The sequence below is a fragment of the Ferrovibrio sp. genome, assembly GCF_965278975.1.
In the GTDB taxonomy this organism is placed as follows: Bacteria; Pseudomonadota; Alphaproteobacteria; order Ferrovibrionales; family Ferrovibrionaceae; genus Ferrovibrio.
Map to the genome: position 1 here is coordinate 2,402,315 of NZ_OZ257126.1, position 24,547 is coordinate 2,426,861.

The window sequence follows — 24,547 nt, forward strand, 5'->3', positions numbered from 1 at the left end:
CGGCAACGCATACCGCCCGCTGGCGCTTAGGTGCCAGCAAGCATACGAAAGCGCGTGTCGCCATCCTTCTTGATGCGGTCGTACAGATCGACTTCCCAGGACAGGTAATCGAGCATCGATTGCCGCGTGCGGTGCGCTTCGTCGTAGGGCGACCAAGTTTCCTCGCGCGGATGCAGCAGGGTGCTCTCGCCTGATTCGAGCGGCAGGCTGGAACGCTTCCATGCCGCCGTACCGCCTTCGATGGCGGCGGTCTTGCGCCCGGTACGCTCGGCGATCTCGGCAGCGGCCAGCGCAGCGAAGCGTCCGTCGCTGGAGGTGAACAGCAGCGTCTGTCCGGCGTCGAAGCGATCCAGCCCCTGAGGCAGCTTCGAGCGTACGGCGTACCATGCGCCGGCAATATGCTCGGCCTTGAAGCGGCGCGGATCGGCCAGGTCGATCACCGCCGCTTGGCCTTGAGACAGCAGCCGCTGTGCCTGGGCAGGATCGACCAGGGTCGGCGCGATGCGGTCGAGGCCCAGCATGGCAGAGCGGCGGCGGCCGGCCACTTTCGGCAACGCACCAATGCCGCCAGCCAGCACGAACACGTCATCCCAGCCCATCTGGCGCAGCCAGGAAGCCGTCATCAGGGCCCGCACTTCGGTATCATCCACCAGTACCAGGCGCGCGCCGCGCACGGCAACGAAGCGGTCGGTGGATTGCACCAGCTGGCCGCCGAAGGCGGGCAGTGCATCTTCCAGATGACCGGCTTCATATTCTTCCGGCTGCCGCACATCCAGCACATAGAGTGTGCGCTGCTCACGCTCGGCGCGGAATCCGTCCAGCGTAGCGGCGTCGATCAGGCGCACGCCGGCACGGTCGGCCACGGCCTTGGCGCCGGCCAGCGCCGTGCTGATGCCGGCTGCTGTTGCCGATGGTGCGCGCTGGATCGATTTGCGGGCAACTTCCAGGCCGGCCAATTCCCAGCCCATGGTGCCATCCTTCAGTGCCATCACCTTGTTCGGGATGCCGCTATTGATCAGCGATTGCGTGCCGATGATGCTGCGGGTGCGGCCGGCGCAATTCACCACGATGGTGGTATTGGGATTGGGTGCCGCCTCGCGGGCGCGGTAGACCAGTTCGGCACCAGGGCAATCCTGGCCGCCGGGGATGCTCATGATCTGGAATTCCTCGAAGGGCCGGCTGTCCAGGATTACCAGATCATCCTTGCCGGCCAGCTTGCCGTGCAATTCTTCAGCGGTGATATGCGGCGTGCCGTATTCATGCTCGACGAATTCGCCGAAAGCCTTCGAGGGCACATTGGCACCGGCAAACAGGATGCCGCCAGCTTTCTCCCAGCCTGGATTGCCGCCTTCCAGCACCATCACGTTGTTGTAGCCGAGCCAGGCCAGCCGCTCGGCGCCATGGGCGGCAAGGCCCTCGCCGGCATCGCAGGTGACAATCGGTGCACCATGCCGCGGTACCAGATCACCAATCATCTGCTCCAGGCGCGATAGGGGGATGTTCACGGCAAACAGCAAGTGGCTGCGGTAAAAGTCCACTTCCTCGCGCATGTCCAACAGGGCGATTTCTTCGGTGGAACGCAGGCGGCGTTTCAGCTCGCTCGCAGTGATCGTTTTCATGGTTTTCCTTCCCGGCTCGTCAGGTCGGCTTGGCTTTGGCGCCGCGCAGTTTCATCCTGACATTCAAACGATAGGCGGTTTCCATCGCATCGCTGCCACTGCGGCGTGCGAGGCCCGACAGCAACTGTTTCAATTCCGCGATGACAGTACGATCCTGCTGTGCCAGATGGCGCGCCTGCTCCTGTGCGGCCTGCACGGCATGGCCCGGAGCGCAGACGATATCGACCAGGCCAATGGCGCGCGCCATTGGCGACCCGATCCATTCCGCGCGTGATGCTAGGGCAAAGGCGCGGGCCTCGCCGACGCGTCGCACCAGGCCGGGCATCACCAGTGCCGGCACGATGCCGCGTCGTATTTCCGGATAACCGAGCCGTGCCTCTCGATCAGCCACCACGATGTCGCAGGCCACGGCCAGGCCGCAGCCGGCACCAAGGGCATAACCTTGCACCGCCGCCAGCACGGGCTTGCGCGCCAGGCGTGGGGCCTGCAGCAGATCTGCGGTAAGGCGGGCATGGCGGCGGATTGCGGCGGCGTTCTGGGTTTCACGCAACTCGGTGGTGTCGGCGCCGGCACAGAAGGATTTGCCCGCACCGGCGATGACAATGGCGGCAACATCTCTATTGCGGTCGGCGGCTGTAATCGCCTTGCGGATCGCCTCGGCCAGTGGCCGACTCAAGGCATTGTTCTTGTCAGGCCGATTCAGGGTCAGTGTCAAAACGCCGTCCGCCAGATCATGCAGCAGCAGGGGATCATCAATCGCTGTCGCTGACTTGGGGTGCGCCGGGGGCTTGGAGCGCACCGGGGGCTTGCGGCGCGGGGAGGGCTTGCGTTTCGCCGAACTGTCGAGCAACGCCATCTTGTGTCAGGCAGCGCTGCTGGGTTGCGGCACGACATCGGCATATTTGCCGTCGAAATAGAGCAGCGGCGCCGCAGCGCGGAAACGCAGATCGACGATGCGGCCAAAGAATACGGTGTGGCTGCCGCTGGTCACGGCATTCGCGGTCTCGCAATCGAAGGTGATCAGGGCTTCGGTCAGCGCCGGGGCGCCGGTGATCATGCTGTTGTATTCCAGGCCGAGGAAGCGGTCTTCGGCAGTGGCCCTGGCAAAGCGGTCGGCAAGATCGGCCTGACAGGAATCCAATACATTGACGCAGAAATAGCCGGCGGCGGAGACTGCTTCATGGCATTGGGCCTGGCGATTGATGCAGACCAGCAGCATCGGCGGTTCGGCGGAAACCGAGCAGACGGCGGTAGCCACCAAGCCGGCTGGACTGCCGGCATGCTGCGTGGTGACGATGCTGACACTGGAGGCCAGCCGGCGCATTGCCGCCTTGAAAGAGTCGCTGGAAATCGCCGTCATCTCAAAACCCGCAGACAAATTACCCTCGGGCAAAGTTACCGTATTGTATTAATTAGACAAGGGACAATTTCCAATTATTGACATGCATGAATAAGTACAATGCAAAAGGCCACCCTGATTATCCAGGGTGGCCTTTTGCATGCGGATCCAGCTGGCGGATCAGATCACGGTCTGGCGCGCCTGCGGGCGGCTGCCGATCAGTTCGCCCAGCGTGGACAGGCCTTTGGCCAGCACATCGACCTGCGAAGCAGGATTGAGCGACAGCCGGATGCCGGCAGACATGCTGATACGTTCGACCTGGAAGCTCTCCACCGGTGCTACCGAGACGCCGGCACGGCGCGCGGCAGCGGAGAAGTCATCAGTATTCCAGCGGTCAGGCAGGGTCAGCCACAGATAGAAGGCGCCGGTGCGCGAGCGCACCAGACCCGGCGGCAGCATCGGCAATGCCACTTCCAGGCGGCTGTTCATCATGGCGATGTAGTTGCGTGCGATTTCGTCGGCGGTGCCATCGCCGATCAGCAAGGCGGCGATCTCGGCGGTGATCGGCGAACTGCTGAGCGACAGGGTGTGAAAGGTGTCGGTGAGCGCGCCGATGAGCTGCGGCCCGGCGGCGATATAGCCCACCCGCAAGGTCGGGCTGATGCTCTTGGACAGACTGGTGATGTAGCACGAGCGATTCGGGATCAGGGCCGAGATCGGTACTGGCCGCTCGGTGACGGCGCTGGCTGCGGCATCATCCTCGATGATCACCAGATCATGGCGCTCGGCAATCGCAGCGATGCGCTTGCGGCGCGATTCCGGCATGGTGATGGTGGTCGGATTATGGATCGTCGGCTGCATGTAGACGACGCGAGCGCCGCTTTCCACTACGGCCTGTTCCAAGGCTTCCGGGATCATGCCCTGGTCATCCATCGCCACGGCACGCAGCCTGCTGCCATGCAGGCTGCACAGGGCCTTCACGCCGGAATAGGTCAGTTCCTCGGTGAGCAGGGTGCCGCCATGATTCACCAGGGTCGCCAGACAGATGAAGATGGCCTGCTGGGCGCCAGTGGTGATCAGGATGTTGTCAGCCGGCACATCATAGCCGGTGCGGGCGATCCAGGAGGTGCCGGCAAGCCGGTGCGAGGTTGAACCGGCTTCGGGGGCGTATTTATGCAGCGGCAGCAGCGAGGCGCGGCCACTCACTTCCGACAGCAGTTCCAGTATCTCGTTGTTCAGCCCTTCGACCGGCGAGCGGAAGCAGGACAGATCGATGCCGCGATTTTCCAGCTTGGGAATTACGTTGCCGGTGCGCTCGCGGTTGCCGACGCCTTGCACGAAAGTGCCGCGACCGACTTCGCCAGCAATCAGGCGGCGCTTTTTTGCCAGGGCATAGGCGCGGCTGACAGTGCCAACAGTAACACCGAGCCGTTCAGCCAGATCGCGCTGTGGCGGTAATTGCGCGCCGGGCGGCAGTTCACCGCTATCAATGGCGCGGGCGATCGCGCCGGCGACGGCCAGATAGCGCGGGCCGTCAATTCTGGAGATGTCGGGTACCCACATGTCGGTCGACATAGGTTCGATCCTTCAGTATTGTATGGAGCGGCAGTGAACTAATCTGTTGACATTGATCTAAATAGTACGATGCAATGCTAGCAGATGCCGCAGCATTCCGCGACAATTATGGTGCGCTGCGGTGCCTTAACTCTCATTTTTCGCGTGCATTCCTATCAGTTGACCCAAAGTGCTGCAACACAAGATGACGCCCCTTGTAACCAATTGGTTCATTTGTACTATTTCCGACGCCTGGCGCGGTTTTAGTCATGCCCAGGGATTGGGCGGCCGCCGAATCCGGAATTCCTTCGCCTCTGATTCGCTAGAGAGGGGGCGGATACAGCCCCTGGTGGGTTGCCAACATGGCCATTTCTGATCCCGTTTCCTCATCTTCTTCCGCCCTTGAACAAGGCTTCGCTGCAGCGCAGAGCCAGGCCGTGGAACTGGCTCTGGCCAGTCTGCAAGCTGGCGGCATGACAATCCTGATTGATGGATTGTCCGACCAGGATGCCGGCAACCTTATCTGTGCCGCCGACAAGGTGACGCCAGACGTGGTAAATTTCATGGCCATGCATGCCCGTGGCCTGGTCTGCCTTGCGCTTACACGGCAGCGCGCCGGCGAACTGGGCTTGTCGTTGCAGCCACGCTCCAATCCAGGTGATGGCGCGATGGAATACGCCGTCAGTATCGAGGCGCGTGAAGGTGTTTCTACCGGTATCTCGGCGGCGGATCGCGCCCATACCATTGCCGTGGCCACGGCCTCGCCGCTGGGTGCCAAGGCGATTGCAACACCCGGCCATATCATTCCGCATATCGCACGCGATGGCGGCGTGCTGGTGCGCGCCGCCCATACCGAAGCGGCTGTAGATCTGGCCCGCCTGGCCGGCTTGCGTCCTGCGGCTGCATCCTGCCAGATTCTGAATGATCACGGCGATATCGCGCGGCTGCACGATTTGCGGATTCTTAGCGAAACGCACGGGATTCCTATTGTTTCGGTAACCGAGCTGATTGCTTTCCGGCGTCGCCGCGAAGTGCAGATCGAGCGCCTTATGGAGCGCGGCATCAGCAGCCTGCATGGCGGCAGTTTCCGCCTTATCGTCTATCGCAATCGCGTGGATGACGTGGAGCATGTGGCACTGGTGAAGGGCAATGTGGCGGATGGTGCGCCGGTGCTGGTGCGTATGCATGCGGTCAATCTGCTCGACGATATTATCGCCGACCGCGCGTATAGCCGTGGCGGTGAATTGCATCCGGCCATGGAGCGGATCGGCTGGGCCGGGCGCGGCGTGGTGGTGCTGATGCGCGAGGCGCATAACAGCAGCCCATCGGAAGTACTGCGCTCGCGCGACGAGTCGCTGCCGGAAAGCGGCAGTGTGATCCGCGACTACGGCACCGGTGCGCAGATATTGCGCGATCTGGGCGTGCGGCAGATGAAACTGCTGTCCCGCGATACCCGGATTCCCATCGGACTCGAAGGCCATGGCCTCGAAATCGTTGCCCATATAGACCCGCTGACCGGCCAGGATTGAGCGACTCGCAGATTTGCGCGTGTAATCCAGATTGTGCGGCTATTTCACAAATTGTCTCATTATAGATAGTGACAATAGTTCTGTAATGTTGCTATCGTGGTGATAATTCAGGTCGACGGCGCGTCATTGTGTCGATCAGGCCCAACTATCCCGGCGTCACGCCGGTTCCGGGAAGCCGTTCCGCTGGTGCGGGCGGAAATGAGAAGGAGGAGGAAATGTCTGTGAGTGTCGCATCCAACCAGGGCCCGTCGGGCAATTCGCAACCCATGCGCTATGATCCCGAGGCGGTGCTCGACACCCCGGAACTGCGCGAGCTGAATCGCCTGGCTATCGAGGAATTCCGCCCGCGCGGCCGCGCCTACGACAAGAATTGCGATATTCCGATCGAGAATATCAAGGCGCTGCATGAGCGCGGCTGGCTTGGCACCACGGTGAGCAAGTCGCTTGGCGGCAAGGAATCCAATCTCGACGCCGAAGACAAGGCGACCTATCTGCAGGCGCTGCGCAGCATCGCGCGTGGCTGCCCCGGCACCGCGCATTGCTACCAGGTCCATAACCACACCATGTGGATCATGGAAAAGCTGGGCACGCCGCGCCAGATCGACAAGTTCGTCAAGCCGACGCTGAAGGAAGGTCTGCTGACCGCCTTTGTCGGCTCCGAAGCCAAGCGCCGCCATATGTACATGATGAACACCACGGCGAAGAAGGTGCCGGGCGGCTGGATCGTGCATGGCGAGAAGAACTACGCCACCAATGGCGCGCATATGGGCTTCGCCATCATCTTCGCCGCCATTGAAGGCGTGAAGGATTATCTCGACAACCATCTGATGGTGGTGATCACGCCTGACATGAAGGGCGTGTCGATGGATCACACCTGGTATCGTCCGAACGGCATGCGTGCCGCGCCGAGCCCGGTGATCACGCTGGATCAGGTCTTCGTGCCGGATGAGAATATCCTTTCCGTTCCGGGCGCCTATCCGCGCGGCCGCTGGCAGGGCAAGTATCATCTCGGCTTCACCGCCAACTATCTCGGCACCACCGAGGGCATGTATGGCTGGTTCGTCGATTACATCAAGAACAAGGGCCGCACCAAGGATCCGATCATCCAGATGCGCGCCGGTGAAGTCCGCATCGCGCTCGATTCGGCGCGTGCCTCCTTCCATCGCGCGATTTCGTCCTGGACCGACGGCGATGTGACCCGTTCTGAACTGTTGTCGATGGCCGCCAAGTCGATGGCCGCGCATGTGGCTTTCGAAGCCTCGCACAAGCTGGTTCATGCCGCGGGTTCCACGGCGCTGTTCGATGAGCATCCGCTGTCGCGCTACATCGCCGATCTGGAGACGCATGTGCTGCATGCCGGCCATGACCGCACGGCGCAGATCATCGGTTCCGCCGAACTCGGCGAAGCCTTCGACTCGACGCTGCAGCGCTAAGCACCAGGGGAGCATACCGATGCGCCGGATCGAAGTAGGCGATAGCTTCGACCTGACCAAAGGCCCGGTCACCACCGTGCAATTGGCGATGTATGCCGGCGCATCGGGAGATTTCAACCGGATCCACTACGATCTGCCTTTTGCCCAGGAGGCGGGGCTTGGTGGCGTGATTGCCCATGGCATGCTGACCATGGGATTCGCTGCCGAGATGCTTGCCGCCTGGGCCGGGCCGACCGCGTTGATCCGCCGGGTTGGTGCCAATTTTAAGTCACCGGTGCGGCCTGGAGACAATGTGATGCTGCGCGGCACGGTTACCGGCGTGGCACCGCAAGATCGTGGCCGCGTCGTCACGGTGAGCTATGCCGGGCATGTCGCTGATCGCGAAGTGATCGCGGGCGAGGGAGCGGTGCTGTTTCCCGCCTGAGGTCGCCGTACTAAGCTCGCTCGGAATGTAAAAGGGGTGCGCAGGTATGAGCAAGGATAATGGCCAGGTTTCATCGTCGTCGGAAGCATCGGGCGGCGAGCGCGTGGTTCGTTTCGAGCCTCGGCTGCATGTCACTGCCGTACTCGGCGTTGGCATCAACGCCCAGGACGGTACTGTAGTGCTGGCGCTGCAAGGACCGCGCAATCCCCGGGTTGAGATCGCGATGACTGGAGAAGTAGCCGAAGTGGTGCTGGCGTCGCTGACAAGGACGATAGAGCGGGCCCGCTACAGCCCGGCGCCGTAGTCTAGGCTTTTACCACAGTTTTATATGAACAGCGTGCAGCGCGCAGGCCGCGCAGCGCGTGAGGGAAATTGTTGCCAGAGAGGAGTGAGCCGGCCATGCCAGCACGCAGCATTTCGACTATTTTGGTGGCAAATCGCGGTGCGGCAGCGATGCGGGTGATCCGCGCCGCCAAGGCGATGGGGCTGAAGGCCGTGGCGGTGTATTCAGAGGCCGATGCCGGCTTGCCATATCTGGCAATGGCGGATCAGGCGCTGCCTATCGGCGGTGCGGCGCCACGCGAAAGCTATCTTAATCAGGAGGCATTGCTGGAAGCGATGCGGCTTTCCGGCGCCGATGCGCTGCATCCTGGATATGGCTTCCTCTCCGAGAATGCGGAATTCGCCGCCAAGGTGGAAGCGAGCGGCGCTGTGTTCATCGGCCCATCGCCCCACCATATCGATGCCATGGGCCACAAGGCACGGGCGCGCGCGCTGATGGCAGGCCATGGCATGCCAGTGGGCGCCAGCAGTGCCGTGCTCGGCGAAGCTGCCGCCGAAATTGCCGCTGCCGGCGCAGCCATAGGCTATCCGGTGATGGTGAAGCCGGCGGGTGGCGGTGGCGGTATCGGCATGCTGGCGGCAAAGGATGAGGCCGAATTGCTGGCTGCGGTATCGCGCGCGCGCTCCATGGCGGCGCGCAGTTTCGGCGTGCCGGATATATATCTTGAGAAACTGCTGCTGCGGCCGCGCCATGTCGAATTCCAGATTCTGGCGGATCGTGCCGGCAATGCCACGCATGTTTTCGAGCGCGACTGTTCGGTGCAGCGGCGGCATCAGAAAGTGATCGAGGAGGCACCGGCGCCCGGCCTGTCCCATGCGGTAACGCGCGGCATGGCGGCGCGTGTGGCCGGCATCATGGCGGCGATGGATTACGATGTGATCGGCACGGTGGAGACATTGCATACCGATGCTGATGGTTTCGGTTTCCTGGAAGTGAATACCCGCCTGCAGGTGGAACATGCAGTAACGGAGGAGGTGACCGGGCTTGATCTGGTGCGCTGCCAGATCCGCCTGGCCTGTGGCGAGGCGCTGAGTGATGTGCTGCCTGCCGCGCCGGAAATCCGAGGCCACGCGATTCAGGCGCGTATATATGCCGAGGATCCGGTGCGGATGTTTCCCTCACCTGGACCGCTTAATGTATTCCGACTGGCCGGCGGCGATGGTATCCGCGTCGAGACGGGCTATGCCGAGGGCTGCACGGTCACGCCGTTCTACGATCCGATGATCGCCAAGATCATTGCCCATGGTGCGGACCGCGCACAGGCCATTGCGCGCCTGGATGCCGCCCTGGCAGCGAGCCATATCGAGGGTGTGAAGACCAATATCCCGCTGCTGCGCGCTATTCTCGTCTTCCCGGATTTCCGCGCCGGCCATGTTCATACCGGCCTGGTGGCTGATGTGCTGGAGGCGCAGAAGGCTGTCGCCTAGCCATGCGGTCAGGCAGATCGGCCACCCGGATGTGATTGAGGCGGCTGCGGCGGCTGTGCCATGAGGATCGGCAGGGCCACCGATTGCGCTTGCCAAAATCTCCCTGGCCAATTATTTATATCAACAATGTTGATATAAATGCAGGAGGGAACGATGGCAAAATCCGCCTATATCGCCGGCGTCGGCATGACCAGCTTCACCAAGCCCGGGGCTAATGAGCCGTTTCCGCTGATGGCCAAGCAGGCGATTACCGAAGCCCTGGCCCATGCCGGCCTGGATTTCTCCGTCGTACAGCAGGCCTATGCCGGGTATGTCTATGGCGACACTACTTGCGGCCAGCGCGCGGTCTACACCGCTGGCATCACCGGGATTCCGATCATCAACGTCACCAATGCCTGCGCCACCGGCTCCACGGCGCTGTTTCTGGCACGCCAGGCGGTGGAAGCTGGCGTGGTCGATTGTGCTCTGGCAATCGGCTTCGAGCAGATGCCGGCTGGTGCCATCGATGTGATCTACCCGCAATGGCCGAGCCCGTGGCAGCCCAGCCTGGAAGCCGCACAGCGCGCGCAGGGTGAATCCTCTGCGCCGTTTGCCTGTCAGCTATTCGGCGGCGCCGGCCGCGAATACATGGCCCGCACCGGAATGGCGGCCGAAACCATGGCGGAAGTGCAGGTCAAGGCGCGCCGCCATGCCGCCAATAACGACCGCGCGTTGTTCCGCAAGCCGGTGACTGTTGATGAAGTGATGGCCTCGCCGGCGATCTATGGGCCGCTTACCCGCCTGATGTGCTGCCCGCCCACCTGTGGTGCCGCCGCCGCCATCGTGGTGTCGGAAGATTTTGCCCGCCGCCATGGCCTGAACCGCGCCGTGCGCGTGCGCGCCCAGGCCATGGTCAGCGATCAGCCCGACGTGTTCGAGGCCGGCAGCATGATGAAGCTGGTCGGCTACGACATGGCGCATACCGCTTCACGCAAAGTCTATGAGGCCGCCGGGGTCGATCCGAAGGATATCCCGGTGGTGGAGTTGCATGATTGCTTCGCCTCCAACGAGATCATCGCCTATGATTCGCTGGGGCTGGTGGATAGCGGCGAGGCCGAGCGTTTCGTGCGCGATGGCGACAACACCTATGGCGGCCGCTGCGTCACCAATCCTTCGGGTGGCCTGCTGTCCAAGGGGCATCCGCTCGGTGCCACCGGTCTGGCGCAATGCGCCGAGCTGGTTTGGCAGATGCGCGACGAAGCCGGAGCGCGTCAGGTGGAAGGCGCCAAGCTGGCGTTGCAGCACAATCTCGGCTTGGCCGGTGTCTGCGTCATCAGCCTCTATGAAGCGCCTGCCGCGGCTTGAGCGGCGGGCGTATCAGGCCGGCTTGTAGACGCTGATCCAGGGTTTGTCCTGGTCGCGCACCATCAGGTAGAGCACGCGCCAGAATGTTTCCAGGTCCTTGCGCGGCAGATGGCGCAGGCTGGTTTCGATATGCTGGAATTGCAGCTTGGTCAGGCGACGATCCAGTTGCAGGCCCTTGGGCGTGCAGTAATGGCAGCGGTGGCGGCGGTCGGTCTTGCCCGGCCGCTGCTCGATCAGGTCCATGCGCATCAATTGATTGAGCGTGCGCGACAGCGCCTGATTGGTGATGCGCAGGATCGATAGAATCTCGTTCACCGTGATGCCGGGGTTATGCGCCGTCAGATACAGCACGCGGTGATGCGCGCGGCCCATGTCGTATTGCGACAGCACCTGGTCGGCCAGATCGGCCATCTCCATGTGCACATAGAACACCAGTTCCAGGGTGCGGCGGGAATCCTGCTCCACATCCGCCATCATCGCGGCGGTTGCGGCGGCCAAATCCACCACCGCCGCCGATTTCTTCTGCTTCACCGCCATCGATACTCACCCCTTAACTCAGCCATGGAATCCGCGCGGCAAAGGCCGCTGGCTCCGCTTCCAGATCGCTCTGCATAAGGGAATTCCAGCGATTAAACCAGCCAAAAGCGGCGATAACGGTAATGATCTCATGCAACGCGTCGGTGTCGTGAAACCTGGCGGCAGCGGCATAGGCGGCACTGGTGTCGCCCATCGGCAAGCGCCCGCCAGCGGCGGCCAGATCCAGCGCGGCACGCTCGGCATCATCATAGAGCGGCGAGTTGGCGCGGTCGGGCAGGGCGATGATCTTGGCCTCGGACACACCGGCATGGGCGGCGGCATGCACCACATGGGCCGTGGTGTAGTGGCAGCCGGCAATGCGGCTGGTCTCGGCGGCGATCATGAAGCGGAAGGCTTCCGGGAATCGGCCCGGGCCGCGCGCCGTCACGCGCACCAGGCCCAGTACCGCGTTCAGCAGGCCTTCGCGCCGCGCCATGGTGAAGAGTGCATTGGGCCGGTAGCCGACGAAGTCGATCAGCGCCTGCAATTCCGCGGCATTTCCGCCAGCATCGGCGGATTCGAGTGGACTGATCCGTGCCATGATTATTTCCTCCTGCTTGGTTCTGGTCGTTTGATCCCGGATGGCATTTATATAAAACGTGTTGATATATTGACCAAGCGGTGATAATAGTGCCGCCAATCAACGCGTACCACAACAATAAAAAACCGGAGGAAACCATGAGGCAGTCGCGTGCCACAGCTGTGGCCTGTTCCGCTCTTGCATTGGCGCTTGCCGCTGGCGTCTCGTTTTCCGCGACGAATGTTGCGGCGCAACCGGCTGACAAGTTCCGCATCGCCGGCATCATTCCCTTGAGCGGTGCCTGGGGCATCATCGGCGAGAATATGCGCCGTGGTGCCACCATCGCCATCGAGGAGCGCGGCAGCAAAGTGCTCGGCAAGCCCGTCGAAGTGATGTGGGAAGATACTGAAACCTCCACCCAGGTGGCAGTGCAGAAGGCGACTCGCGCACTTTCCCAAGGTGTGCACACGGTGTTCGGCGAAGTCTCGTCTGGTTCCACGCTGGCGATCATGAAGCTGACTGACCAGCGCAAGGTGCCGCAGATCGTCACGCTTTCCGCCGATGACCGCATCACCGGCGCGGACAAGAGCCGCTACACCTTCCGCACCTCGAACACGGTGTCGATGGAAAACACCATGATCGGTGAATTCGCCAAGCGTCAGTCGGTGAAGAAGCTGTATGGCATCGTTGCCGATTATCAGGTCGGCCGCGATATGTGGACGGCGCTGAAGGCCGATCTTGCCAGCAAGAATATCGCCGTGGCGGGTGAGGAATTCGCGCCGATCGGCTCGAAGGATTATTCGATCATGCTGGACAAGGCAGTGAAGTCCGGCGCTGATGGCCTGCTGCTGCTGGTGGTTGGCGGAGACGTGGTCACCTCGCTGAAGCAGGGCGGTGAAACCGGCCTGCCGCAGAAGATGAAGGTGATGGGCACCATGCTGATGGACGAGACGCTGGGTCTCGCCGTCGGCCCCACCGGCTCGCTCGGCATTAATTCCACCCTGCGCTACCACTACACGCAGGATACGCCGCGCAATAAGAAATTCGTTGCCGCCTATCAGGCGAAGTTCAACGAGTTGCCGAGCCAGTATGCCGGCGAAGCCTATGACGGCCTGAGCTGGTGGCTCGACACCGTGGAAAGCACCGGCGTGTGGGACAAGGAGAAGTGGGTGGATGCCTTCCGCAGCTCCGTGCGCCAGGATTCGGTCGAAGGCGTGAAGCGCATGCGCGCCTGCGACAATCAGGCGGAGCAGATCGGCCTGTTCGGCACCGCCATCGGCGGCGCCAATTCCAGCGTGACCATGAAGGTGGTCGAGACCTTCCAGGCCGGCAGCCTGTTCAAGCCCTGCGGTTGATCCTCCCCGGACGCCGCACTGGTGCGGCGGTTGCACTCCTGTGCCGCCGCCGCACCATACTGCCCGCCCCCTTCATCTCAGGCCAGAGCCACGCTAGCGCATGTCCACCATCGTCATTGGCCTCAGCATCGGCATGCTGCTGTTCCTGCTGGCAGCGGGACTGACACTGATATTCGGCATGCTGGGCATTATCAATTTTGCCCATGGCGCGCTCTACATGCTTGGCGCCTATTTTGCCTATCAGGTCGCGGCCAGCTTCGGCACTTTCTGGCTCGCCTTGCTGATTTCCCCACTATTGCTGGCCCTGGTCGGTGCCGGCATCGAACGATTAGTGCTGCGGCCGATCTACAGCCGGGCCCATGAATTCCAGTTGCTCGCCACCTTCGGCCTGATTCTGGTGCTGGAGGAATTCGTCCGCGTGGTCTGGGGCCTGCAATTGCGTTCCATCGCGCCGCCGCCGGTGCTTTCGGGCAGCGTGAACCTGTTCGACACCGATATCTCCAAATACCGCCTGTTCGTCGTCTTTTTCGGCGCCGCCATGGTCGCTTTGCTGTTCTTCGGCATCGAGCGCACCAAGCTGGGCCTGATCCTGCGTGCCAGCAGCGATAATGCCGCCATGGCCGCCGGCCTGGGCATCGATGTGAACCGCGTGCGTACCGGCATCTTCGCCCTGGGTGCCGCGTTGGCCGGCATCGGCGGCACCATCGCCGGGCCGATGCTGCCGATCCAGTTGCAGATGGGCTTCACGGTGATCCTCGATTGCTTCATCGTGGTGATCATCGGTGGCCTGGGCAATATCCGCGGCGCCGTGTTCGGTGCGCTGCTGATAGGCATGACCCGCGCCTTCGGCCAGCAATATGCCGCTGAATGGATCGATATCGCCACCTATGCCGTGCTGGTCGCCACGCTGATGCTGCGCCCCTCCGGCCTGTTCGGCATCAAGGTGCGCACGGCATGATGCGTAAAATGCACCCCGAAACGCTGCCGATCATCGGCATGGCGCTGGTTTTTCTCGGCGCTGGCCTGTTCTCGGCAAATGAAGGCTTCATCTATCTGGTGGCGCTGATCATGATCTGGTCGATCTTCGCGCTCGGCTACGATATCGCCTTCGGCCTTTCCGGCCTGCTCTCCTTTGGCCACGCTGCCTTCTTCGGGCTTGGCGCCTACGCTGCCGCCTGGGCGATGCTGGATGGCGGCTGGCCGTTCTCGCTGGCGCTGCTGGCGGCGGCTGGTGCTGGGGCGCTCACGGCTTTGTTGTTCGGCATCATCGGCCGGCGGGTATCCGGCCTCTATTTCTCGCTGATGACTCTGATGCTGGCGGAACTGATCGCCATCGTGATGACGACGCGGTTGCGCAAGCTCTCGGGCGGTGTCGATGGCCTGCCCGGGGTGCCGCGACCGGTATTCGGCGAGATCGATTTCTTCAGCACCCATGCCTTCTACTGGAGTATCTATGCCACTTTCGTGGCGACGCTGATCTTCTGCGGCATCTTCAAGCATTCGCCCTTCGGCCAGGCCTTGCAGGGTCTGCGGCAGAATCCGGTGCGGGCCGAACAGATCGGTTTCGATATCGGCGGGCTGCGGCTGGCGGCGCTCACCGTGTCGGGTGGTTTCTCCGGTCTGGCTGGTGCCTATCTCGCCTCGCTGATGATGTATGTCGGGCCGCAGATGCTGAACTGGAAGATTTCCGGCGACGTGGTGATCATGACCCTGCTGGGCGGCAGTGGCACGCTGCTGGGGCCGGTGATCGGTGTCACCCTGGTGGAATTGCTGCGCGAGGGCCTCTCCGCCAGCACGCAGTATTGGTATGGCATCCTCGGCGTCATCTTCATCTTCTGCACCATCTTCCTGCCCCAGGGCCTGGTCGGGCTGGGGGCGCGGCTATGGAAGCGGCCATGAGCAACTCTGTAGCCTTGTCCTGCCGGGGCGTCAGTGTCCGCTTCGGGCAATTCCAGGCGCTGAACAATGTCAGCCTCGATCTTGAGCGCGGCAAGACCATCGCCCTGATCGGCCCCAATGGTGCGGGCAAGACCACGCTGATCAACGCACTGAGTGGCCGTCTTGCCGTGGCCACCGGCAGCATCGCGCTCGCGGGCCAGGACATCACCGCCTTGCCGGCACATCGCCGCGCCGCCGCCGGGCTTGGCCGCAGCTTCCAGATCATCAATATCTTCGACCGCATGACGGTGCTGGAGAATCTGCGCCTGGGCGCACAGCCGCGCCGCTTTGGTGTGCAGCCTTTCTGGCGCTCGGTGGCGGCCTGGCCGGAACTCACCGAGCAGGCGCGCCGTGTTGCCGCCGAGGTCGGCCTGGAAGCCGAGTTGGATCAGCCGGTGGCGGTGCTGAGCCACGGCAAGCAGCGTGCGGTCGAACTGGGGCTGTCGCTGATGACCGAGCCGAGCGTGCTGCTGCTGGATGAGCCGCTGGCAGGCGTTGGCCAGGCCGAGATCGATACCGCCATGGCCTTGCTCGATCGTGTGCGGCGCCATCGCTCCGTGCTGCTGGTGGAGCATAATATGGATGCCGTGATGCGCATTGCCGACGAGATCGTGGTGATGATCGCCGGCGAGGTGCTGATGCGCGGCTCACCCGATGCGGTCTGCCGCGATGCGGAAGTGCGGCGGCTCTATCTTGGTACGGATCAGCCCCATGCTTGAACTGGCACAGGCCGATGTTTTCTACGGCAAGGCACAGGCTCTGCATCATGTCGATTTCACCATTGCGGCGGGCGGCATCGCGGCCCTGATCGGCCGCAATGGTGCCGGCAAGTCCACGCTGTTGCGTGCCCTGGCCGGTGGCCAGGCCGTGGCTTCCGGCGCGCGCAGGCTGGATGGCGCCGATATCACCCGGTTGGCGGCGCATGATTGCAGCCGGCGTGGCATCGCCCTGGTGCCGGAGAACCGGCAGATATTCCCCAGCCTGACAGCGGAGGAGAATCTGCGTCTGCCGGCGGCGATCCATCCGCCGGGCTATTGGACGCTGGAGCGCGTCTATGGCCTGTTCCCGCGCCTGGCCGAACGCCGTGCCACCAATGGCACATCGCTTTCGGGCGGCGAGCAGCAGATGCTTGCCATCGGCCGGGCGTTGATGGCCAATCCGCGCTACCTGCTGCTGGACGAACCGACCGAGGGCTTGGCGCCGGTGGTGGTGGATGCCATCATCCAGGCCATTGGCGAGATCAATGCTCAGGGCACGGCGATTGTGCTGGTGGAGCAGAATTTCAAGGTGCCACGTCTGTTGGCGCGGCAATTTCATTTGATCGATAGCGGCCGCATCGTGTGGAGCGGCGGGCCCGAGGCTATCGCCGAGGCGCAGGACCGCATGATGATCGGGCATTGAGCGTAAAAGCTGGGAGAAAAACGTGGGCATGTACAGCAAGGCTGGTGATCCGTCGCAATGGCTGCTGCCGCAGGCGCTGGCCGAGCAGGGTGCCCGGCAACCCGATGCTCCCTGGATCATCATGGTGGATGGCACGCGCCTCACCTTTGGCGAAGCGGCGGCGGATGTAACGCATGTCGCCGGCTATCTCAGCGGCCTTGGCATCAAGCCGGGCGACATGGTGGCAGTGATGATGCCGAACGGCATCGACCTGGTGCGTGCCTGGCAGGGTTTGGGCCGGCTTGGTGCCGTGGCGGTGATGCTCAATACCGAATTGCGCGGCGCCTTCCTGGAGCATCAGCTGCGCAATTGCGGCGCCGATCTAGCCATTGTCGATACCAGCCTGCTGGAGCCGGTGCTCAGCGCCGGCGCGGAAGTCGCCAGCCTCAAGCGCATCGTCGTGGTTGGCGAGGCTCCCGCGAATACCAAGGCGGCCCAGGCGCTGCTTGATTGGTCCGGCTGGCGCCAGGCGCCGGCCTATGATGGCCCGATGCCGCGCGCCGAGGATATCGCCTGCGTCATGTATACCTCCGGCACCAGCGGCCCGTCGAAAGGCGTGCTGATGCCGCATGCTCATTGCACACTTTATGGCATCGGCCAGATCAAGGCAGTGCAGCTTAACGAGGCAGATAAATATTACATCACGCTGCCGCTGTTTCATGCCAATGGCCTGCTGATGCAGCTGGGCTGCACCATCCTGATGGGGATTCCGGCGGTGGTCCGTCCGCGTTTCAGCGCCTCGGAATGGGTCAACGATATCCGCCAGCATGACTGCACGATATCGAACGGCCTTGGCGCCCTGGCCGCCTTCGTGTTGCTGCAGCCGCCACGAGCCGAGGATAATCAGCACAAGCTGCGCGTGCTGTGTAACGCGCCAAACCTGCCCGAGCACGAAACCGCTTTCCGCGAGCGGTTCGGCGTGCGCGATATCGTTTCCGGCTTCGGTATGACGGAAGTGAACATTCCGGTCTGGGGCCGTATCGGCCAGCCCTGCCCGGGGGCCGCAGGCTGGGCGCATGAGGAGCATTTCGAGGTCATCGTCGCCGATCCGGAAACCGACCGCCCGGTGCCGCCGGGCGAACTCGGCGAAATCCTGGTGCGGCCGAAAGTGCCCTTCGGCTTCATGGTCGGTTATCACAACATGCCGGAACGCACCGTCGAGGCTTGGCGGAATCTGTGGTTCCATACCGGCGATGCCGGCACCAAGACCGCTGATGGCCTGATCACCTTCGTCGACCGCATCAAGGATTGCATCCGCCGCCGGGGCGAGAATATCGCCGCCAGCGAAGTGGAGGCCGCCATCGGCCGCCTGGAAGGCATTGAGGAAGTGGCCGCCTTCGCCGTGCCGTCCGATATCGCGGGCGGCGAGGATGAACTGATGCTGGCCATCGTGCAGAAGCCCGGTGTGGCGCTGGCTCCGGAAGCAGTCGCGACATTCGGCGATGGCGTGCTGCCGCGCTTCGCCACGCCGCGCTATATCGAATTGCTGCCCGAACTGCCTAAGACCGCCACCGGCAAGGTGCAGCGTGCGGTGCTGCGCAAGCGCGGCTCAGGCCAGGCCTGGGACCGTGAAAAAGGGAAAAACTAAGGCCGTCCTATGAACTGGCCGCCCTGATGGAGGGCTTGGGGCGAGTTTTTCACAGAGTGGTGCCACGGCCTGACTACGCCACAGCTATGATCAAGGTGTTTTGAGCAGGCTGAGTAATGAAATGCGACTTTAATCGCCCCAGCTCAAAACTTCTGCTACCTTTAGAATATTCTGCTCTGCTGCATGGTCTGAAAAGGCGAGGCTGTGGGCAATCATGGCGGCTCCTGCCCGCGCTTTCCTTGTCTGCCTTGTGCTGTCTTGCTATATCTCGCGGCCTACAGGCGGCGTTGGCCTGCCGTTCGGGTGGGGTGCGTGACATGACTCAGATCGATAACGACGATCTACCTGCGACCAAGAAGGCCTGGAACAAGCCGTCATTGAAGGCGTGGAATCGGCCGGAGATTCGGGATCAGAGCATCCGCAGCCTGACCGAGGGCAAGCCGAACCAATGGCCGTCCGAAGCATCGCCGGGTACCGGCTCCTAGTCTCGATCCCCTCCGGGTTGCAATCTGGCATATTTTTCCATCTGCGGCCTGACAGTGGCCGCTTCGCTTCCCCTGCCGGGGGCATGGCCGATCCCCGCCACGGCGGAACCGGATGTGTCGGTTCGACTTGAGGCCATTCCCGATAATCCGGGTGTTCCTGATTATCTCGGCCCCACCTGGCGGCTGGTCGGGCGGCGCTTCTATCTGGAAATACCTGGCCTTCTCCGCCTGATGGCGCATGACGGGCGGGAGATCGTGGCCGAGCCGCTGGGTACGGCCACGGAAGCCGACATCGCTCCTTTCATCCTCTCCACCGGCTTCGCCGCCATCCTGCACCAGCGCCAGCAGCTGGTGCTGCATGCCGCCACGGTGGCCTGGCGGGGCCGGACGATTGCGCTTTGCGGCCGGACAGGGGCGGGAAAATCCACCCTGGCTGCCGCCCTATGCCGGGATGGCGCCGATTTCGTTGGCGATGATATCGCAACCATCCGCACGGATACCGCGACGGGCGCTCCCATGGTCTGGCCGGATGGGCGCCAGCATCGGCTATGGGCTGATGCCATCGATCATCTGAGCCTGGGGGAGCGGCAGGGTTTGCCGATCCGCAGCAACATGCGCAAATTCCATGTTGCACCGTCGATGCTGGCGGAGCTGGGGCGGGAGGCTCTGCCATTGGCGGGCGTGGTGCTGTTGCAGACCCGGGAGCGGACGGTCCCGCCGGGTCCGCCTGGGATTAAGCGCCTGCCCCTGGTGGATGCCGCGCCGCTGCTGCGCCGGGAAATCTACCGTTCCTTCCTTGCCCGCCAGATGGGCCATGATCCACTGCTGTTCGCTCAGATCGCGGCCTTGCTGGACCGGGTCCCGGTATTCACTCTGGAGCGCAGCCTGGGCCTGGAATATCTGGATGCCAGTGCCGCCCTGGTGCTGGATGCGATGGTGGAGGCGGGGTGATGGCCGGGCCGGTCTGGCTGGTCTCCTATCCCAAATCGGGCAACACCTGGCTCCGCCTGCTGCTGGCCAACCTGTTATCTGGCCGTCACGAGCCAGAGGATATCAACGATCCTGGTCTGACCATGCACAGCCTGGTGAACCGGCCCGTGATCGAGGAAATGACCCTGGTCGATAGCTTTCTCCTGACGAGGGAAGAGTGCGACCGGATCCGCCCTGCCCTGATGGAGCAGGCCTGGCGGGAAGCGGCTGGCAGTGACATCTTCATCAAGCTGCACGATGCCTATCGCCACTTCGCCAACGGCGCGCCGGTGCTGGGGCGCCCCGCCCGCGCCGCGCTCTATATCCTGCGCGATCCCCGCGACGTGGCCGTATCCTTGGCTTTCCACACTGGCCAGCCGCTTGAGAAATCCGTGCGCCAGATCCTGTCCGGCGTCACGAAAATGGGCGGCGGCGCTCCGCACAATGAGCAGATCTCCCAGCCCCTGCTGGACTGGAGCGGCCATGTCCGCAGTTGGACCGGGCAGCGCGACGTGCCGATCCATGTGTTGCGCTACGAGGACCTGCGCGCCGACACGGCGGCCTGCTTCGGGCGCGCCGCCGCCTTCCTGGGATTGCCGGTAACACCGGATGGGCTGGACCGGGCCGCCAGCCACTCCGATTTCAGTGAATTGCAGCGCCAGGAGGCGCAGAAGGGCTTCCGCGAGCGGCGGCCCGAGTCGACGGCACCATTTTTCCGCACCGGCCGGGTTGGCGGCTGGCGCGAGGTGCTGACTTTGGAGCAGTCCGCAGCCATCGAGGCCGCGCATGGTGCGGTTATGGCGGAATTCGGATACCTGTGAATCGTCGGGCAAAAGCGGTAGGCTGCGCTCAGTAAATTGAATGGATCGTTACAGGAAAGACTTGGAGATGAACGAAGAAGCAGCGACCGCCATGTTCCGCCGCACCGACCGGATTTTGACCGCCGCGGTCGGCGAGGAACTGCTGATGATGAGCGCCGCTGAGGGCAAGTATTTCAATCTGAACGATGTTGGCACCCGCATCTGGGAATTGCTGGCCCAGCCGGTAAGCGTGGAGGGGCTGGTGAAGGCGCTGACCGACGAGTACGAGGTGGATGCCGATACCGCCCGCGCCCAGGTGCTGGAATTCATGGTGGCGCTGCGCACTCGCGGCTTGCTGGCCTCGGCTGATGCTGCGCCGCTGGCGTAAATTCCGGGCTCTGCCGCCAGGGGAGCAGGCACTGGCGCTGGAGGCGGCGGCATGGCTGGCGCTGGCCTCGCCGCTGCTGCTTCTGTTGCCCTTCCGTCATGTGGCACGCTGGCTGGGCGACCTTGATAAGGAAACCGAAGTGGGGGGCGATCCGGTACTGTCACGCGCCGTCGGCCGTGCTGTCGGGCGGGCGGCCCGCCACCTGCCCTGGCATCCCATGTGCTTGCCTCAGGCCCTGGCGGCGCGGGCCATGCTGTGGCGCCGTGGCATCCCGTCCACGCTCTATTTCGGGGTGCGGCTGGAAGGCGCCGAAAGGGTCATGCGGGCGCATGCCTGGGTAACCACCGGCGTCACGGGCGTGGTCGGGGTGCCGGCGGCCGGCGAATACACGGTGCTGGCGCGGTTTTTCCGCTGACTGCCGGTCAGCCGTGCTGCTCCAGATAGGCCATCACCTTGAAAGCCCGCATCAGACTGCCGGCGTTTTCGATGCCCGCCCAGTCGCCCTGGCCGGTATCGATGGTGCGGGCCAGAATTTCCGCCGGGGGCAGGGCAGCCAGCCGCGCCGCCACGGCGTCCAGGTCGAACAGCCCGGCAATCGCTTCGCGATGCCGCATCGCCGCCAGCCGCTCGGCCAGCAGCGGGCGTTGTGCCGCCACATACACCGGGTCCTCCACCACCAGATCAAGCTTCGTGCGCTTCCAGCGTATGTCTTCGGGCAGCACCCCGGCCATGGCGTCGCGGAACACCCGGCGCGACCAGCCTTCGCGCAGGAAAAGCTCACTGGGCAGCGACAGGGCAAACTCCACCAACTGCCGGTCCAGCAGCGGGAAGCCGGCGCTCATCCCATAGCGGGCCGATAGCAGCGCCCATTGTTCCACCCGCCTTGTCAGGCCATGGCCGCCCAGCATCGAAAGCCGCCGACGCCGCGCGTCCGCAGGCATCGCGGATGGCAGCGGGTAGCGACCGGCAAGATGTTTTGCTCGTAATAGGCCGGCGGCCAAGTCTGCCACGCCGGGAGGAGATGATGTCCGCCCTGTCAGGCGATGGACGAAGGCGCGGACGGCATCGGGCATCAGGAAAGGCGAAAGCTCGCCCCAGGCCGCCCTGACCGATCCCGCCGAGCGCAGCTCGGATGCAAGATAGAGCCAGTGACCGGACAGCAGGGCTTCCACCAAGACGCCCTGTTGCCTGTAGCTGGCGGCTTCGTCGCCTCCCCAGCCTGACAGCAGCATGGCAGCGCCACGGCCCGCAGCATCGGCAAAGATCCGGTTTTCGCGGTCGGAGGGATCGATGGGGAAAAGCTGGTCTGCATCCATCGCCGGCAGAACGAACGCGGCTGGGGCGTCGATCCGTACCGGCTGCCAGGCGATGTCCGGTTCCTGCTGCAATACAGGCGCGAGATAGGCCCCGTCGCCGCCGAAGCTGTAGGGGCCGAAGGCCGTCGGCATATGGGAATAAGCCAGCAACTCACGCTTGGCCGAGCGCAGGTTGCGCGCTGCCAGGATGGCGATGGCAGAGGAATCGATCCCGCCGCTGAGATGGGTTGCCACTGGTCCTTCTGCTGGCAGGCGGCGGCGCACGGCCTGCTCAACCAGCCGGGACAACTCTGTCGCGGCATCCACAGGCCCGATGCGGCGTGATCCGGTCTGGGCAGGATCAGGGGCCCAATGCCGGCCGGATCGGGCAGGGCGTCCTGGGCCGAGCAGCAGCCAGCCGCCGGGCGCCAGCCGTTCCACGCCCTTGAACAGCGATCGCTCCGGCCCGGCGAACTGGAACAGCAATTCGCTCACCAGGAAATCCGGATCAATCGAGCGCGTTACCAGGCCTGTGGCATGGAGTCCGCGCGGCAGCGAAGCGAAGACGAACAGGTCATCCGGGCGATGGGCGAAGAAGAAAGGCCGTATGCCGAAGCCATCCCGCGCGCAGAGCAATGTGCGGTCCTGCCTGTTCCAGGCGGCGAAGGCGAAGTCGCCGGCCAGTTGCTCCAGCCCGGCTATCTCCTGCTCGGCCAGCAACTGCGCCAATCCAGTAGCGTCGCGCGCCTGGTCCGGCGCATCCAGCCGGATGTCGGCGGCCAAAGCCAGGCTGTCCTCGCATGGCGACAGGGAAGTGCCTTCCCGGACCTGGCCAAAATCGATCGTCAGCAGGGCAACCGGGCCATCGACATGGCTGGTGATGCGCGGACGCAGACCAGGCGCGGTCATGGCCGTCGCCATCGCAGCCAGTCGGGCAGCCTCGGCCGGGCGGCCATCCAGATGCAGGAAGCCACCGATCAGCCGCATCGGTGCTCACCATTCAGATGATCCAGGGCAATGGCCGGTAGGGCCGTGAGGCCCAGCGGGATGCCATCGCCGAGTTGATGATTGACGCCGCCCCAGCCGGCGTTGGTTTCTATCAGCAGCGGCCCCGCTTCAGTGATGGCGACATCCCAGCCCAGGAAGATGAAGCGGGAAAATTCCGGCACCTCACCATGGGCGCGGACTACCAGGTCGAGCGCCTGCGGCCAGCACGGCACCATCGCCCCGGCCAGGGGTTCTCCGGTATCGGGATGATGCGAGACAGGCTGCAGGCCGTGCAGCCCCGGGGAGCGGATCTCACCTGCCGGTCCCACAGGGGCGAAAATGAAGCGCGCCGGCTGGCCGCTGCAAGGCAGCTGTGCCAGGGCAGCGATCACCGTGACGCAGCCCTGGCGGTCGATGCCGGTAATGATGCGGAAATCGATCAGCGCGCCGGCCGACAGGGATGCCAGGGCGGGGTGATTATCTAGGCAGGGTTGGATGATGCAGTCACGCTGCCGCCATGCCGCAACCAGTTCTGCCGGGCGGCACAGCCGGCCATCCCAGGCATGGCGATAGACTTCGCCTTCCCGTTGCCAGCGGGTGGCACCCGATCCCCGGTCTCCCGCCAGGTCCTTGACCCAGAGATCCGGCCCATCAGGCAGGAACGGCACTGACGGCATGGCTTGGACGCCATCGCGGAACACGGCCAGGGTGGGGATGCAAGGTAAGCCATGGGCGCGGCAGAGCTCGGCGAACCGTGCCTTGTCCTGCACATCGTCGCCGGCGGCTCCGTTCAGCCGGTTCAGATGGGCGCAAAGGTTCAGGATTTCCGATCCATAGAAGGAGGCGTCAATGCGCTCGCGTCGTGCCGGGTCATGCAGGCGATACGCGACGTAATTCCTGGGGGGCACATTGTCGATCCAGGCCAGCGCCAGCATGTGGCTGCCCCGCCGGACCCAGCCCCATGGATGCGTCGGCCGGTCCGCATCCGGCATGCGCAGCAGACGGCGATACACTTCCAGCAGCGCGCCAACCGGCCAGGCCAGCGCCATGGCCATTTGCAGCAGCCATCTGCGCCAGGGAGGATGCCCGGCAAACAGCAATCGCCGCGCCAGATGGCGCAGCCGGCGCACGGGCTGGTTGCCCGGCAATGGCATGAAAGGGAAGCCATCCGTGGCTAGCCGCCGCCAGGTATCA

At 63.6% G+C, this 24,547-nt stretch carries 25 protein-coding genes; 17 read left to right on the forward strand and 8 right to left on the reverse strand.

Translation table 11 applies throughout. From position 1 onward, the window contains the following. Positions 1-26: 26 nt before the first annotated feature. From ACQY7X_RS11550 to ACQY7X_RS11565, 4 genes are all read right to left on the reverse strand, one after another. Positions 27-1,619 (reverse strand): rhodanese-like domain-containing protein, encoded by a 1,593-nt coding sequence (locus ACQY7X_RS11550; RefSeq protein WP_428245379.1) that lies wholly within the window; start codon positions 1,617-1,619, stop codon positions 27-29. Between the two features lie 19 nt (positions 1,620-1,638). Continuing rightward, entirely contained in the window at positions 1,639-2,475 is an 837-nt protein-coding gene (locus ACQY7X_RS11555; protein ID WP_428245380.1) for an enoyl-CoA hydratase/isomerase family protein, read from the reverse strand. A 6-nt stretch (positions 2,476-2,481) separates the two neighbouring features. Further along, positions 2,482-2,979: a flavin reductase family protein gene (locus ACQY7X_RS11560; protein ID WP_428245381.1), complete on the reverse strand. Its 498-nt coding sequence runs from the start codon at positions 2,977-2,979 to the stop codon at positions 2,482-2,484. A 159-nt stretch (positions 2,980-3,138) separates the two neighbouring features. Beyond that, on the reverse strand, positions 3,139-4,533 hold the full coding sequence (locus ACQY7X_RS11565; RefSeq protein WP_428245382.1) for a PLP-dependent aminotransferase family protein: 1,395 nt from the start codon (positions 4,531-4,533) through the stop codon (positions 3,139-3,141). 341 nt (positions 4,534-4,874) lie between these two features. On the opposite strand from ACQY7X_RS11565, the gene ACQY7X_RS11570 reads away from it, so the two are divergent. The 6 genes from ACQY7X_RS11570 to ACQY7X_RS11595 all read left to right on the forward strand — a co-directional run bounded on the left by ACQY7X_RS11570 (position 4,875) and on the right by ACQY7X_RS11595 (position 11,012). Continuing rightward, positions 4,875-6,041 (forward strand): 3,4-dihydroxy-2-butanone-4-phosphate synthase, encoded by a 1,167-nt coding sequence (locus tag ACQY7X_RS11570; RefSeq protein WP_428245383.1) that lies wholly within the window; start codon positions 4,875-4,877, stop codon positions 6,039-6,041. A 215-nt stretch (positions 6,042-6,256) separates the two neighbouring features. Next, a complete protein-coding gene (locus ACQY7X_RS11575; protein ID WP_428245384.1) occupies positions 6,257-7,474 on the forward strand; it encodes an acyl-CoA dehydrogenase family protein in 1,218 nt (405 codons plus the stop codon). Between the two features lie 19 nt (positions 7,475-7,493). Then, complete coding sequence (locus tag ACQY7X_RS11580; RefSeq protein ID WP_428245385.1) at positions 7,494-7,898, forward strand: MaoC family dehydratase; 405 nt, start codon at positions 7,494-7,496, stop codon at positions 7,896-7,898. A gap of 46 nt (positions 7,899-7,944) precedes the next feature. Further along, positions 7,945-8,202, forward strand: a complete 258-nt coding sequence (locus ACQY7X_RS11585) for a hypothetical protein (protein WP_428245386.1) — start codon at positions 7,945-7,947, stop codon at positions 8,200-8,202. Positions 8,203-8,297: 95 nt separating this feature from the next. Continuing rightward, the gene (locus tag ACQY7X_RS11590; protein WP_428245387.1) at positions 8,298-9,668 is read left to right on the forward strand and encodes an acetyl-CoA carboxylase biotin carboxylase subunit; all 1,371 of its coding nucleotides are present in this window, start codon (positions 8,298-8,300) and stop codon (positions 9,666-9,668) included. A 153-nt stretch (positions 9,669-9,821) separates the two neighbouring features. After that, entirely contained in the window at positions 9,822-11,012 is a 1,191-nt protein-coding gene (locus ACQY7X_RS11595) for a lipid-transfer protein (protein ID WP_428245388.1), read from the forward strand. Between the two features lie 12 nt (positions 11,013-11,024). Here ACQY7X_RS11595 and ACQY7X_RS11600 read toward each other — a convergent pair whose 3' ends face one another. Together ACQY7X_RS11600 and ACQY7X_RS11605 are read right to left on the reverse strand one after the other, a co-directional pair. After that, positions 11,025-11,549 carry a MarR family winged helix-turn-helix transcriptional regulator gene (locus ACQY7X_RS11600; protein WP_428245389.1) on the reverse strand — a complete coding sequence of 175 codons (525 nt, stop codon included), beginning with the start codon at positions 11,547-11,549 and terminating at the stop codon, positions 11,025-11,027. Positions 11,550-11,562: 13 nt separating this feature from the next. Beyond that, positions 11,563-12,129 (reverse strand): carboxymuconolactone decarboxylase family protein, encoded by a 567-nt coding sequence (locus tag ACQY7X_RS11605; protein ID WP_428245390.1) that lies wholly within the window; start codon positions 12,127-12,129, stop codon positions 11,563-11,565. Positions 12,130-12,266: 137 nt separating this feature from the next. Here ACQY7X_RS11605 and ACQY7X_RS11610 point away from each other — a divergent pair, with 137 nt between their 5' ends. From ACQY7X_RS11610 to ACQY7X_RS11660, 11 genes are all read left to right on the forward strand, one after another. After that, positions 12,267-13,463 (forward strand): ABC transporter substrate-binding protein, encoded by a 1,197-nt coding sequence (locus ACQY7X_RS11610; RefSeq protein ID WP_428245391.1) that lies wholly within the window; start codon positions 12,267-12,269, stop codon positions 13,461-13,463. Between the two features lie 100 nt (positions 13,464-13,563). Continuing rightward, positions 13,564-14,421: a branched-chain amino acid ABC transporter permease gene (locus ACQY7X_RS11615; protein WP_428245392.1), complete on the forward strand. Its 858-nt coding sequence runs from the start codon at positions 13,564-13,566 to the stop codon at positions 14,419-14,421. Positions 14,422-14,429: 8 nt separating this feature from the next. Continuing rightward, positions 14,430-15,362: a branched-chain amino acid ABC transporter permease gene (locus tag ACQY7X_RS11620; protein ID WP_428245393.1), complete on the forward strand. Its 933-nt coding sequence runs from the start codon at positions 14,430-14,432 to the stop codon at positions 15,360-15,362. Beyond that, positions 15,359-16,120, forward strand: coding sequence for an ABC transporter ATP-binding protein (locus tag ACQY7X_RS11625; RefSeq protein ID WP_428245394.1), 762 nt, complete (start codon positions 15,359-15,361; stop codon positions 16,118-16,120). The genes ACQY7X_RS11620 and ACQY7X_RS11625 overlap by 4 nt, the downstream gene beginning before the upstream one ends. After that, complete coding sequence (locus ACQY7X_RS11630; RefSeq protein WP_428245395.1) at positions 16,113-16,802, forward strand: ABC transporter ATP-binding protein; 690 nt, start codon at positions 16,113-16,115, stop codon at positions 16,800-16,802. Before ACQY7X_RS11625 ends, ACQY7X_RS11630 begins: the two co-directional genes overlap by 8 nt. Before the next feature lie 28 nt (positions 16,803-16,830). Beyond that, positions 16,831-18,429: an AMP-binding protein gene (locus ACQY7X_RS11635; protein WP_428250056.1), complete on the forward strand. Its 1,599-nt coding sequence runs from the start codon at positions 16,831-16,833 to the stop codon at positions 18,427-18,429. A 317-nt stretch (positions 18,430-18,746) separates the two neighbouring features. Next, on the forward strand, positions 18,747-18,914 hold the full coding sequence (locus ACQY7X_RS11640; RefSeq protein ID WP_428245396.1) for a hypothetical protein: 168 nt from the start codon (positions 18,747-18,749) through the stop codon (positions 18,912-18,914). Positions 18,915-19,028: 114 nt separating this feature from the next. Continuing rightward, a complete protein-coding gene (locus tag ACQY7X_RS11645; RefSeq protein ID WP_428245398.1) occupies positions 19,029-19,865 on the forward strand; it encodes a hypothetical protein in 837 nt (278 codons plus the stop codon). Next, the gene (locus ACQY7X_RS11650; RefSeq protein ID WP_428245399.1) at positions 19,865-20,704 is read left to right on the forward strand and encodes a sulfotransferase domain-containing protein; all 840 of its coding nucleotides are present in this window, start codon (positions 19,865-19,867) and stop codon (positions 20,702-20,704) included. Before ACQY7X_RS11645 ends, ACQY7X_RS11650 begins: the two co-directional genes overlap by 1 nt. A gap of 67 nt (positions 20,705-20,771) precedes the next feature. Continuing rightward, positions 20,772-21,071 (forward strand): PqqD family peptide modification chaperone, encoded by a 300-nt coding sequence (locus ACQY7X_RS11655; protein WP_428245400.1) that lies wholly within the window; start codon positions 20,772-20,774, stop codon positions 21,069-21,071. After that, positions 21,052-21,486, forward strand: a complete 435-nt coding sequence (locus ACQY7X_RS11660) for a lasso peptide biosynthesis B2 protein (RefSeq protein WP_428245402.1) — start codon at positions 21,052-21,054, stop codon at positions 21,484-21,486. Before ACQY7X_RS11655 ends, ACQY7X_RS11660 begins: the two co-directional genes overlap by 20 nt. 7 nt (positions 21,487-21,493) lie before the next feature. On the opposite strand, the gene ACQY7X_RS11665 is transcribed toward ACQY7X_RS11660, so the two are convergent. Then, a complete protein-coding gene (locus tag ACQY7X_RS11665) occupies positions 21,494-23,353 on the reverse strand; it encodes an asparagine synthetase B family protein (protein ID WP_428245403.1) in 1,860 nt (619 codons plus the stop codon). Beyond that, entirely contained in the window at positions 23,344-24,507 is a 1,164-nt protein-coding gene (locus ACQY7X_RS11670) for a sugar-transfer associated ATP-grasp domain-containing protein (protein WP_428245404.1), read from the reverse strand. Before ACQY7X_RS11670 ends, ACQY7X_RS11665 begins: the two co-directional genes overlap by 10 nt. Between the last annotated feature and the right edge of the window lie 40 nt (positions 24,508-24,547).